Here is a 12,202-nt window from a genome sequence, read left to right as displayed (position 1 = left end):
GGGCGGGCGGGCCTCGTCTTCCAGCCGCACGTGCTTTCCCTCCGCCACCAAATCCCAGAGCCCCAGCAGGTTCTGGTACAGGCGCCGCGCGATTTCGGGGGAGGGGAAGCGCGGCTCCTCGTCGAACAGCGCGGGGATGGCGTCGCTGGGCGGCGTGCCTTCTGCGCGGGCGTCCCGCATGCGTTCGAGGACCTGGGCGCTGTCCAGCGCGCTGCCGGCCAGGTCCAACAGGCCGTCGAGCGTCTGGGCGCCCTCGAAGTGGCGGTGGAAGTCATCACCTCTGTCGCGGGAGCGGCTCATGTGGGCAGGCACGCTAAGCACAGCGGGCGGGCGGGCGCACGCGGCTTCATGACCCGGCGGGCCATTCGCCCATCAGTTCGTCCTGGCGCTCCTTGGGATTGGAGGTCCACGCATAGTCTTCGGGGACATGACCGCCTCCGTGCGCGGCCCAGCCATCCCAGCTCACCTGCGCCTTCATGAAGGCGTCGGTGGGTTCGTCCGTGACTTCGGGGCGGTTGGCGGGGACCTCGAAGGGCGTCTCGATGGGCTCATCAGGAAGGGTGATGGCCATGGCTCAATCCTCCTGGTGTGAACAGTAGGGAGGCTCCTGGTGCGAGAGGAGCGGGGCCGCCAGGCAGGCGGGCGGTGGGCCGTCTTTTGTTTTGGGACCTTCGCACCTAGTCTTCGTTCACACATGGCAGAAACCTCCGTGGATACGTTGAAGACCGCGGTGCAGGCGCTCTATCGCGTCCACGCGGTGGAAGGCCCGCCCGGCGAGAATGGGCTGCGCACCGTCTGGCACCTGTGCCCGGACGGCGCGGAGCTGATGTCCCTGGTGGATTCAGAGGGGCGCGTGCGCCGGCAGGAGCTCACGCTGCTGGAGGACCACTACGTGTGGGCCAGCGGTGAGGGCGTGCGCACCGGCTACCTGGAGCGCGGCGGCGGAAAGCCCACGGCCGCGGCGGTGGTCCAGACGGACCCGGAGCTCGTGCCGCAGCGGCTGATGCGCGCCGCGCTCGCCATGGGCACGTACACGGGGCAGGACCGCTACCTGCTCCACATGCAGCGGGTGCTGGCGCTGGCGCGCGAGGGCCTGGAGATGAAGGGCGGCCTGACCCGTCCCTCGGAGCCCACGCTGCCCGCCGTGGAGGCGCCCGTCGTGACGACGGCTCAGGCCGCTGTCTTCGACGTGTCGCCCGCTTCGGTGGCGGTGGTGGAGGACGTCACGCCTCCGGTGGTGCGGCGCGGTGAGGGCGTGACGATGCTGCTGGTGCTCGCCCTGGGGTTGCTGGTGGGGTTCGGGATGCTGGCGTTCATCTTGATGGGCTGAGCGGGGCTCACGTCTCCGGAGGGCGGCTGCGGCATGCTCCCGGAGGGGCCCTCGCCGTGTTCGGCGGGAATGGCCACCGGCGCGTGTTCCGTGGCGGAGCTTACCGGGTGCGCATCCAGCACCAGCAGCACGGCCACCGCGGAGGCGGGCACCAGCCGGGCGGACCAGCCCAGCGGCGTGTGGGCGTCCTCGCCGGCGCGCCGGGCCATCAGCGTCAGTCCCAGCACCGCCAGCACCCCGGTGCACGTCCACCGCACCGCGCGCAGGTTCGCCGTCGCGGCGAGCCCCGTGGCAATCAGCTCCGAGCGCTCCGCGTCCGGCATCCGCGCCAGGCTGGTGAGGAAGCTCAGCAGGTGGCGGGCCTCGAGCGCGCCCACCATGGCCACCGAGGCCAGGGACGCGGAGACGCCGCTGGCCAGCAACAGTCCGCGGTTGCGGGGGCCCGCGGCCTCCCGGAAGCCCGTGGGGCCGAAGTGCGCCAGCGCCAGTCCCAGCGCCAGTCCCAGCAGCAGCGCGGTGCTCGTCCAGGCGCCCAGCAGCCGCGGCGCCATGGCCTCTCCCGTGCTGGTCGCCAGCACCAGGCCCGCCTCCACCGTGTCCAGCCGGGGCAGGGAGGCCAGCACCCGGTCCATCAGGACCTCGGTGCCCATCAACCCCAGCATCCACGGCAACGTGGCCAGTCCCAGCATCGCGGACAAAGGCACCCGCCGCTCCATGCCGGAGCCGACCAGCGCCAGGGACAGCAGCGGCACCTCCAGCGCCAGCGCCAGCGCCACCAGCGCGGCGAATGGCCCGGCCGCCTGGAATGCGTGCGACACCCCGGCCATCCCCTCCAGCAGGGGACCCAGTGTGAAGCACCACACGAACACTGTGATGGGCACGGCCAGCGCCACGGCCAGGCCGGGCGCGAGACGAAGCCGGAGCGGAACGAGCATTTCAGGAGAGAGTAGTCTCTCCGGTTAAGCCTGTGAAATTAGACCGGGGGACGACCCACGAGCCAGTAGATGACGCTCGCCAGCACCCCTGCGATGGGAGAGACGAGCACACCCAGCAGGTAGAGCTTGGGACACCCGCCACCGCTGCAGCCGATGCGGCCATAGGCGAGGACGCCGGCCAGCAGCAGGGGCACGTGCATGCCCATGAGGAAGACGCCGATACCGCGCAGCACGAGCCCGCGGTACCAGGTGCGCGTCCACAACCGGAAGACGACGGGGAGCAGCAGCAGCGTCAGGGTGGCCGCGGTGGCCAGGGTGCCCTGCCGAGCCGACACCGCCACACACGCCAGGGCCGCGAGCGCCAGGGCGGGGACGAGCAGCAGGGCGTTGAGAGACAGGGGCTCCCGGGGACGCATCGAAGTCAGCCAGGGACGCTGGCAGAGCGACGGTGGCGGTGCAAGGAGGGAAGCGGGAGGGGTGTCTGGCATCAGCCAGGGCCGCGCGCCGCCTTCACGCCGCGACGGCGCCTTCGCCCAGGAGCTGCGTGTACCGGCCCCGCAGGGCGAGCAGTTCCGCGTGGGTTCCGGCCTCCACCACGCGGCCGGCCTCCACCACGGCAATCAGGTCCGCGTCACGCACCGTGGACAGCCGGTGCGCGATGACGAGCACCGTGCGCCCCTTCATCAGGGCGACCAGGCCTTCGCCCACCGCGGCCTCGCTCGCCGCGTCGAGCGCGCTGGTGGGCTCGTCCAGCAGCAGCACCGACGGGCGGCACAGGAAGGCCCGCGCCAGCACCAGCCGCTGCCGCTGTCCGCCGGACAACCGGCCGCCGCGCTCGCCCACCAGCTCATCCAGGCCGCCGGGAAGCGAGCGGACGAAGTCGTCCGCGTGCGCCAGCCGCAGCGCTTCCCACAGCTCCTCGTCCGTCGCCTCGGGCCGGCCCAGGCGGAGGTTGTGCCGCACGGTGCCGGAGAAGAGCACCGGCTCCTGGGGCACCCACGCCACCTGGCCGCGCACGCTGGACGGCTGGAGCGCCGTCAGCGGCGCCCCGTCCCACAGCACCTGTCCGCCCGACGTGGGCAAGAAGCCCAGCAGCACGGAGAACAGCGTCGTCTTGCCCGCGCCGGAGGGCCCCACCAGCGCCACGCGCGCGCCAGCGGGCACCACCAGGTCCACCCCGCGCAGCGCCTCGCGCCCGTCCGCGTAGGTGGCCCGCACGCCTTCCAGCCTCAGCTCGCGCGCCAGCGGCCCGGCGGCGTCGCCCACGTCCGGCGTGGCCGGCTCGTCCGCCATGGCGAAGAGGCGCTCCGCGGCGGCCAGGCCCGTCAGCACCTGCGACAGCGTGCCGCTGAGCGACTTCACGGGCTGGTACAGCAGCAACGCGGCGGCCATGAAGGAGAGCAGCCGCCCCGCCAACGCGGGGTCCGCCGCCACCGCGCGCGCGCCCCAGGCCACCGCCATGGCCACGCCGGCGATGCCCAGGAGCTCCACCGTGGGGCTCACCGCGCCCCGCAGGAAGAGCGAGCGGCGCATCTCCCCCAGGTACTTGTCCGCCTCCACCTCGAAGGCCTCCAGCGCCCGCGGCTGTCCGCGGAAGGCCTGCACCACGGGCAGGTTCTGGAGCTGCTCGGCGGTGAGCGCCGTCAGCGAGCCCAGCCGCTCCTGCGAGCGCGTGGCCACCTTCTTCAGTGAGCGCGCGAAGCGGTTGATGGGCAGCACCGTCACCGGCACGACGACGAAGGTGAAGAGGAACAGCGTCTTGTCGATGAGGAAGCAGGTGGCGAGCAGCGCGATGATTTGCAGCCCGTCCTTCACGTAGGACGTGAGCGCCTGCGTCACGGAGAACTCGACCAGGGGCACGTCCGCGGTGAAGCGCGCCAGCAGCTCGCCGGAGTGCCGCCGCTCGAAGAACGCGGGCGGCTGGCCGAGCAGCCGTCCGTAGAGGAACCCGCGCAGGTCCGCCATCACGCGCTGCCCCAGCCGCTGCATCAGCCCGCCCTGGAGGAACTGCGCGGTGGCCTTCACGATGGCCACGGCCACGACGAGCAGGGGCAGCCGCTTGAGCAGGGCGTCTCCCGGCAGGGATACCCCGGCGACGGTGACGGGCTCGTGGGTGAGCAGCGCGCGCAGCAGGGGGCCCACCACCCAGGCATAGGCGGACGTGGCGAGGGCCGCGGCCACGGACGCGCCGACACCCGCGGCGAGCAGCAGCCGGTAAGGGCGGAGGTAGCCGAGGAGCCGACGATAGACGTGAGGAGAAGGACGGGGAGCCACTGTTCGGCGGCGGACTCTGTCACTGAGTCGCCAGAAGGTCCAAGGCTACCGGGTTTCGGGGGCAGGTGCCCTGTCGGCTGCCCTGCCACCGGGCGCTAGCAGCGCCCGGGCCAGTTCCATTGCCCACCTTCAACCCTGCGGACAGGTTCAGGGGAGCCATGGAAACCAATAACGAAAAAGAGGCCCTGTTCAATCCGGGCTGTGAGCCGGTGGTGGAGGACGAGGAGCGCCGGCGACTCCTGTGGCTGATGGCCGAGTACTTCCGCACCATCGGTTATACGGACATCAAGGCGCGCCTCCCCGGGTTCATGCCTCCTCCCATCCTGTCGGGGACCATCGAGGACCATCGCCCCGACTTCACCTGCCGGCAGTCGGATTCGGCTCGCACGCCCATCATCCTGGAAATCGTCACCCCGCACATGGTGGACGAGCCCACGGCGGAGAACCGCTGGAGCCTCCTGGCCAGCGCCGCGAAGCTGTACAACGCGGAGCTCCACTTCGTGGTGCCCAAGTGGGCCGCGACGGGCGCGGTGGACCCCGGACTCAAACGCAGGCTGGCCCGGATGGAGCTGACGGCCAACCGCGTGTGGACCGTCTGACGGCTTCCTCTCTTCCCGCCACGCCACCCGCCCGGATGTCCGCCTGGCACCGGGGGGGCGTGGGCGGCGCGTGTCCCCGCTGGATTGCCGGTGCGTTTCGCTGCGTTATAGTGACTCAAGATTTTACGCAGCGCAAAAAAGCACAGCAAATTCCAGGGGTTGTAATCAATGTCAGCGGCGGCGGGTCAGAAACGCGACTACTACGAGGTCCTGGGCGTCCAGAAATCTGTCTCCGCGCAGGAGCTCAAGAGCGCGTTCCGCAAGGTGGCGCTGCAGTACCACCCGGATCGCAATCCGGGGAACTCGGACGCCGAGGAGAAGTTCAAGGAGGCCTCGGAAGCCTATGAGGTGCTGAGCGACCCTGAACGGCGGGCGAAGTACGACCGCTTCGGGCACGCGGGCAACCCCTTCGACGGCTTTGGTGGCGCCGGGGGCGGGTTCCAGGGCGTCAACATCAACGACATCTTCGGTGAGATTTTCGGCGACATCTTCGGCGGTGGCCGGGGTGGGCGGCGGACGAGCTCGCGTGGCGCGGACCTGCGCTACAACCTGGAAATCACCTTCGAGGAAGCGGCCTTCGGCTGCCGGCCCAAGGTGACCATTCCCCGGCCGAAGAAGTGCGACACCTGCTCCGGCTCCGGCAGCAAGAGCAACACCGGACCCCGGCCCTGCTCGGCGTGCGGCGGCAGCGGCGAGCTGCGCTACACCCAGGGCTTCTTCGCGGTGTCCCGGCCCTGCGGTGACTGCGGCGGCGCGGGCGCGGTGGTGCCGGACCCGTGCACGCGCTGCAAGGGCTCGGGCAAGGTGCCCTCCGAGGAGGTCATCGAGGTGGCCATCCCGGGCGGCGTGGACAACGGCACGCGCGTGCGGCTGTCCGGCATGGGCGAACCGGGAGACCGGGGCGGTCCGCCGGGTGACCTCTACGTCACCGTCATCGTGAAGGAGCACCCGCTCTTCCAGCGCGAGGAGTACGAGGTCTTCTGCGAGGTGCCCATCTCCTTCACGCAGGCGGCGCTGGGCGCGAAGATCGACGTCCCCACGCTGGACGGCAAGGTGAAGATGACCGTCCCCAATGGCACCCAGTCCGGCAAGGTGTTCCGGCTCAAGGGCAAGGGCATCCCCCACCTGCACAGCCAGCAGCGGGGAGACCAGCACGTGCGCGTCGTGGTGGAGACGCCCACCGAGCTGTCGTCGAAGCAGCGCGAGCTGCTGGAGAAGTTCGCGGAGGCCTCCGGCGAGGAGTCGCACCCGCAGTCGAAGAGCTTCATCGCCAAGGTGAAGGAGCTGTTCGGCTGACGACGGTTGCGGGCGAGGGGCCGCGAAAGCGCGGCCCCCGTGCCGCGCCCGGTGGGCAGCCGGGCGCCGCGGCGCGGCAGGTCGCCGTGGGCACGGGCACTGCAAAACAGCGGTTCCTGGCAGTGGAATCTTCCCCCCGCTCGGATGTCGACGGGGGCGCACCCCACTGCTATGCACGCCCCTGCCATGGATGTCCTGCCCACCCTGCGCCGCTCGCTCGTCATCGCCCTGGCCCTGCTGCTGACGGCCTGCCCTCGGACCACCCGCACGCCCTCCGGAGGTGACACCGGCGGGGACCTGCCTTCGGGGGACCCGTTCCCCACGCGTCCTTCGGTGGAGGCGAAGAAGGACCCCACCGCCGACGCGGCGCTGGCGCAGGCGTCCCAGGCGGCCCGCGCCACCCCGGACAAGAGGAAGGCCGCGGAGGCCTACCTGTCGGTGCGCAAGGCGTATCCCGCCACCACCGCGGGCCAGGACGCGCTCTATCAGGCCGGCGTCCTCTTCTTCGAGTCCAGGGACTTCGTCAACGCGCGCAAGAGCTTCAACGAGCTGCTCTTCGAGAACCCGCTCCATTCGCGGGCGGATGACGCCAAGCACAAGCTGGCCGTCTCCGCGATGGAGGTGGGCGCCTACCGCGACGCGTACCAGACGCTCTCCAGCCTCGCCGAGCGCGCCAGTGGCGCCGAGCGCACCCAACTGCTCAACGAGGCCGCTCGCGCCGCGGCGGGCGCCGGCCTCTACGGGCAGGCGCTGCAGATGGCGGTGGACGAGGCGGGCCAGGCCCAGGGCGCGCAGGCGCAGGCCGCCGCGGTGGCCAAGGTGGAGGCGCTGGTGGAGGGCCGCGCGGCCTTCGTGGACATCGCCCGCGTGGCGGAGGGCCTGTCGCCGTCCAACCCGGCGTGGCCCGTCATCACCTTCAAGCTGGCGCGCGTCTACTACCACCTGCGGGACTGGACGCGGCTGGAGGAGACGCTGAACCGTTTCCTCGCCCAGGCGCCCGGCCACGCCTTCGCGCCGCAGGCCCGCGAGCTGCTGGCCCGCGCCACGCGCCGGGTGGAGGCCCGCCCCCGCACGGTGGGCGTGCTGCTGCCCATGACGGGCCGCTACCAGCCCATTGGCGAGGCAGTGCTGCGAGGCATCCAACTGGGGCTGGAAGGCAGCGGCGTGGAGCTGGTGGTGAAGGACACGCAGGGAGACGTCAACAAGACGGGCCAGGCCATGGAGCAGTTGGCCTTCGACGACGGCGCCATCGCCGTGCTGGGGCCCCTGCTGGCGGATGACTCGAAGCGCGCGGCGCTGGTGGCCGAGGAGCTCCAGGTGCCGCTGCTGACCATGAGCCGGCAGGACGGCATCACCGAGCTGGGCAGCTACGTCTTCCGCAACATGCTCACCAACGCGGCGCAGGCGGAGGCCATCGCCGACTACGCGATGAACGTGAAGGGCTACAAGCGCTTCGCGCTGCTGTACCCGAACATCCCCTACGGCGTGGAGCTGGCGGATGCCTTCTGGGACCAGGTGGTGGCGCGGGGCGGCGGCGTGCGCGGGGCGGAGCGCTATTCGCACGACCAGACGACCTTCACCACCGAGGCCAAGAAGCTGGTGGGCCGCTACTACCTGGATGACCGCGGCGACTACATCGAGGGCGTGCGCGACGTGCAGGGGGAGAACCTGGACGCCTTCCGCCGTCGCAAGGCGATGGAGAAGGTGAAGAGCGGCGTGGAGCCCATCATCGACTTCGACGCCATCTTCATGCCGGACGACTGGCGCCGCGTCAGCCTGGTGGCGCCCGCGCTGGCGGTGGAGGACATCGTCACCAACGCGTGCGACCCGCGTGATTTGGAGCGCATCCGCAAGACGACGGGCAAGAAGGAGCTGAAGACGGTGACGCTCTTCGGCGCCAACCAGTGGAGCAGCCCCAAGGGCCGCTCGGGGCTGCCGGAGCTGGTGGAGCGCGGCGGCAAGTTCGTCACCTGCTCGGTGTTCGTGGACGGCTTCTTCGTGGACTCGCAGCGTCCGGCCACGCGCCGCTTCGTGGCGCAGTACCGCGAGGCCTACCGGGCGGAGACGGGGCGGGACCCGGGTCTGCTGGAGGCCATTGGCTACGACTCCGGTCGGATGTTGCGGCAGCTCATGGAGCAGAAGGATGCACCGCGTACTCGCGCGCAGATGCGTGACGCGATGGCCAACCTGAAGAACTTCGACGGGGCCACCGGGCGCACGTCCTTCAACGAGAAGCGCGAGGCGGTGAAGCAGCTGTTCCTGTTGTCCATCGACAACAAGGGCGTCACGGAAATCAACGTCGAGAAGGAGCGGCAGAACGCCGCCTCGGCGTCAGGAGGCTCAGGGACATGAAGTTCGCGAGGGGGGCGTTCGCACTGCTGGCGGGTGGGGTGGTGGCGGTAGGAGGTGGTGGCTGTGCACATGCGCCTCCCCGGGTGTCCCCGGAGCTGAGCGCCCGGCTGGAGTCGGAGCCGGGCACCTGGGTGTCCGGTAGCGCCTCGGGCCTTGGGCGCAAGGCCGTCCTCAACAACAAGGACTTCATCTGGGGCCTGGCCTTCGCGCCCCGAGGCGCCCGGGTGGCGTACTCGCGCCTGGGCAGCAAGTCCTACTTCCTCTCCGTCTGGGAGCTGGGCTCCGCCGAGCCGACGATGCTGGCGGACCCGGCCATCAACCCCTACGAGTTCGACGTGGAGGGCGTGGCCTTCTCCCCGGATGGCACGCGCGTGGCCACCGCGGGCAAGGACCGCGTGGTGCGCCTCTTCGACGCGGCCACGGGCGCGCTCGTGGCGGAGCGCCGCACCGAGGAGCCGCTGTCCGTGGTGGCCTTCCACCCGGAAGGGCAGTGGCTGGTGGTGGGCAGCTACAAGGGCCTGATGACGGTGCTGTCGGCGCCCGCGCTGGAGTACGGCTCCGAGGAGCGCGGACACCAGGGGCCGGTGACGGCGCTGGCCTTCGCGCCGGACGGGACGCTGTATTCGGGCGGCTGGGACAAGCACGTGCGGGCCTGGCGCACCTCCGTGGAGGGGCTGCGGCCGGGGCAGGCGCGCATGCGCTTCGAGCGGCACGCCGGCTCCGTGGTACTGGGCGGCACGGTGAATGACAAGGCGCCGCTGTCCTTCGCGCTGGATGCGCGCGCGCCCGCGCTGGTGCTCACCAGCGAGGCGGCCGCCGCGGCGGGCATCGACGTGCCCTTCCTGAAGGAGACGGTCAACGTGCCGGGGCCGCTGGGCACCATCGCCGCGCGGCTGGCGCCGGCCCAGTCCCTGCGCTTCAAGTCCATGCGGGTGGAGGGCGTGGACATCGCCATCTGCGACGCGTGCGTGCCGCAGGGCACCCAGGGCGTGCTGGGCGCGCCCTTCTCCGAACGGGTGGACGTGGCCTTCGACGAAGTCACGCAGGAGGCCGTGCTGTCGCTGAAGGGCGGCCCGCCCCAGGGCGCGGCGGCGGTGGACGCGCTGGTGCTCGCGCGGCGCTCGGAGTTCCCCTTCCCGGCCTACGTGAGCGACGTCACCGTGGACGCGCGCGGCCTGCGGCTGGGGGTGGGCCTGTCGGAGCAGAAGCCGGAGCGCGACCGCGGCGTGTACGAGCGCGAGCGCAAGGGCGTGGAGGAGCCGCAAGGTCCCTTCAACGCGGGCGCGCTGGTGGACGCGCGGTCCGGTCAGGTGCTGGCGAAGTGGCCGGTGCACCGGGGCGTGGTGGCCACCGCGGCCATCTCCCCGGACGGGCGCTCGCTGGCCAGCGGCGGCTGGGACAAGCGCGTGTACCTGTTCACCGAAGGTGACGTGGACGCGCGCGGCGAGCACCGCTTCGACTGGTCCGTGCGGCGCGTGCGCTTCAGCCCGGATGGGCGTTGGCTGGGCGTGGCCGCGTGGACGCCCCAGGTGGCCAGCCGCGACGGGGACAGCGACCCGGCGGCGGTGCTGCTGGACGTGGGCTATGAATCGCCCACCGTGCAGGGGCCGGGCACGGCCGGCGCGTCCGTCGCTCCGTAGTTCTCACGCCACCCCTCAGAAGTTGAGGTGGATGTCACCCGCGGCCATGCCGCGGGCCTGGAGCGTCGTCATCACGCCCCGCACCATCTCCTTCTGCCCGCAGAGGAAGGCCACCGCGGGCTGCACGGGCTCTTCACCCAGGTGGGCCTGCACATAGCCAGTGAGGCCCTGCCAGCCGCTGGCGCCGGGCTGGCTGACGGTGCGCACCACTCGCACTCCGCCGGCTTCCCACTCGTGGAGTTCGTCCGTGTAGGCGAAGGCGCCCGGTGTGCGCGCTCCGAAATAGAGCGTCACCTGGCCGTAGGCGCCGCGCTCCAACTGGATGCTGGTGATGACGGAGCGGATGGCGGAGATGCCGGAGCCCGTGGCGAACAGGAGCACGTCCTGGCCGCGGGCGCGCTCCAGGGGGAAGCCCCGTCCTTCTGGCCGTGACACGTCGACGTGGGCGCCCCGGGGCAGGTGGATGAGGGCGTCGGGCAGCGGGCTGCCCACCTTGAGGAGGAACTCCCACTGCGTCCCCGGGCGGCCGGGCGGGGAGGCGATGGCGAAGAGCCCCTGTCCCACACCAGGCAGGCGCAGGTGGACGTATTGGCCGGGCCGCTCATGGGTTCCGGCCAGGGGCGTGCCCTGGACGTCCAGCACGAGGTCGGTGAGGCCATCTGCGGCGGGTGCACTGTCAGTGACGGTGGCCGGGTGCCAGTCGGGCATGTCGGGGTTTTAACCTACGCGCCCGGCGCGTGCCGCCCCCTGGTAGCCTGAGGGGGTGAAGAGTCTGCTCTGGACAATCTTGTTCATGCTGGGCCTGGCCGGCGTGGTGATTCCGCTGACGTACCTCTACACGGCGAGCAAGCTGCCGCCGCTGGAGAGCGAATTCGACGTGGAGAAGCAGCTCAAGCACAGCATCGAAGGCGAGCGGATGAGCCTCCGGGCGGGGCAGTCCCAGCGCAACCCGCGCCCCATCACCTTCGTGCGGCCCGACTTCTCCAAGCTGCCCAAGGACCTGGTGGCCCTGTACATCCGCCACCTGGAGTGCCCCCGGTACTTCCAGACGCCACGAGAGGATGGGCCCGCGTGGGCCTGGCGTCTGTTCCTGGGCGCCACCGTGGGCACGTCGCCGCCGGGTGACGGGGCGTGTGAGCGCGTCCTGGCCATGCGCATCGCCGCCGCGCTGGGCATCGAGGGCACGCGTGAGCGGTCGGTGGCCGCGCACCGCATCCACACCTTCATGCAGAAGGACCAGCTCATCGCGTACGACCTGTCCATCATCTACTTCGAGCGCGGCATCGTCGGCGTGGAGGACGCGGCCCTGGCGCTCTTTGGCCGTGAGCTGAGCGAGTTGAAACTGGAGGAGCTCGCCGAGCTGCAACTCGCGCTGCCCCCGTACTCCGACTACTACGGCATCAAGATTTGCAAGAACCCCACGGTGCTCCGGCAGGACCGCAACCGGTTGCTGGAGGACCTGGCGGCGTGGCGGTTGGTGAGCGAGGACCGCGCGCGCAACGCCATGGCCCAGCCGCTGGCCTGCGCGCGCTGAGTCAGGCGCGGGTCAGCGAATCATCCCCGCCACGCCCGTCACCTTCTTGAGCAGGTCGATGCGGGCGTGGGCGCTGGTGTCGGCCCGCGCGTCGTCGCGGTACTTCGCCAGCAGGTTGCGCGCGGCGTTGGCCTTGGGGGCGTCAATCTTCCCGCTCGTCTCCAGCCGGTCCACCCGGCGCTCCAGCCGGCTGATGCTCTGGAGGATGTCCTCCAGCGTGGGGGCGGAGGCCTTCAGGGGGC

Annotated in this window: 10 protein-coding genes and 2 pseudogenes; 6 read left to right on the top strand and 6 right to left on the bottom strand. The window is 71.1% G+C overall.

What is annotated here, in order from left to right:
- Both HNV26_RS34875 and HNV26_RS34870 read right to left on the bottom strand, forming a co-directional pair.
- Window positions 1-300 (bottom strand): annotated as a pseudogene (locus HNV26_RS34875) (hypothetical protein); the annotation flags it as partial.
- Between the two features lie 46 nt (window positions 301-346).
- Window positions 347-571, bottom strand: coding sequence for a hypothetical protein (locus HNV26_RS34870; protein ID WP_090485849.1), 225 nt, complete (start codon window positions 569-571; stop codon window positions 347-349).
- 123 nt (window positions 572-694) lie between these two features.
- On the opposite strand from HNV26_RS34870, the gene HNV26_RS39430 reads away from it, so the two are divergent.
- A complete protein-coding gene (locus HNV26_RS39430) occupies window positions 695-1,330 on the top strand; it encodes a hypothetical protein (RefSeq protein WP_366817092.1) in 636 nt (211 codons plus the stop codon).
- Between the two features lie 973 nt (window positions 1,331-2,303).
- On the opposite strand, the gene HNV26_RS34860 is transcribed toward HNV26_RS39430, so the two are convergent.
- Together HNV26_RS34860 and HNV26_RS34855 are read right to left on the bottom strand one after the other, a co-directional pair.
- Window positions 2,304-2,681, bottom strand: coding sequence for a hypothetical protein (locus HNV26_RS34860; RefSeq protein ID WP_171445096.1), 378 nt, complete (start codon window positions 2,679-2,681; stop codon window positions 2,304-2,306).
- Between the two features lie 94 nt (window positions 2,682-2,775).
- On the bottom strand, window positions 2,776-4,539 hold the full coding sequence (locus HNV26_RS34855; RefSeq protein ID WP_171445097.1) for an ABC transporter ATP-binding protein: 1,764 nt from the start codon (window positions 4,537-4,539) through the stop codon (window positions 2,776-2,778).
- A 158-nt stretch (window positions 4,540-4,697) separates the two neighbouring features.
- Between HNV26_RS34855 and HNV26_RS34850 the strand changes: the two genes are divergently transcribed.
- The 4 genes from HNV26_RS34850 to HNV26_RS34835 all read left to right on the top strand — a co-directional run bounded on the left by HNV26_RS34850 (window position 4,698) and on the right by HNV26_RS34835 (window position 10,426).
- Window positions 4,698-5,138, top strand: coding sequence for a hypothetical protein (locus HNV26_RS34850; protein WP_026114310.1), 441 nt, complete (start codon window positions 4,698-4,700; stop codon window positions 5,136-5,138).
- A 168-nt stretch (window positions 5,139-5,306) separates the two neighbouring features.
- Window positions 5,307-6,434: a molecular chaperone DnaJ gene (dnaJ, locus tag HNV26_RS34845; RefSeq protein ID WP_171445098.1), complete on the top strand. Its 1,128-nt coding sequence runs from the start codon at window positions 5,307-5,309 to the stop codon at window positions 6,432-6,434.
- Between the two features lie 186 nt (window positions 6,435-6,620).
- A complete protein-coding gene (locus tag HNV26_RS34840; RefSeq protein ID WP_171445099.1) occupies window positions 6,621-8,786 on the top strand; it encodes a penicillin-binding protein activator in 2,166 nt (721 codons plus the stop codon).
- Window positions 8,783-10,426 (top strand): WD40 repeat domain-containing protein, encoded by a 1,644-nt coding sequence (locus HNV26_RS34835; RefSeq protein ID WP_171445100.1) that lies wholly within the window; start codon window positions 8,783-8,785, stop codon window positions 10,424-10,426. The genes HNV26_RS34840 and HNV26_RS34835 overlap by 4 nt, the downstream gene beginning before the upstream one ends.
- 15 nt (window positions 10,427-10,441) lie before the next feature.
- On the opposite strand, the gene HNV26_RS34830 is transcribed toward HNV26_RS34835, so the two are convergent.
- Entirely contained in the window at window positions 10,442-11,134 is a 693-nt protein-coding gene (locus HNV26_RS34830) for a ferredoxin reductase domain-containing protein (protein WP_171445101.1), read from the bottom strand.
- A 55-nt stretch (window positions 11,135-11,189) separates the two neighbouring features.
- Here HNV26_RS34830 and HNV26_RS34825 point away from each other — a divergent pair, with 55 nt between their 5' ends.
- A complete protein-coding gene (locus HNV26_RS34825; RefSeq protein WP_011550880.1) occupies window positions 11,190-11,960 on the top strand; it encodes a transglycosylase domain-containing protein in 771 nt (256 codons plus the stop codon).
- Window positions 11,961-11,972: 12 nt separating this feature from the next.
- Here HNV26_RS34825 and HNV26_RS34820 read toward each other — a convergent pair.
- Window positions 11,973-12,202, bottom strand: a pseudogene (locus HNV26_RS34820) (serine/threonine protein kinase); the annotation flags it as partial.

It is taken from the genome of Myxococcus xanthus (assembly GCF_013116825.1).
Classification (GTDB): Bacteria; Myxococcota; Myxococcia; order Myxococcales; family Myxococcaceae; genus Myxococcus; species Myxococcus xanthus_B.
The sequence above is the reverse complement of the archived record's forward strand: the minus strand, read 5'-3'. Positions and strand labels throughout refer to the sequence as shown.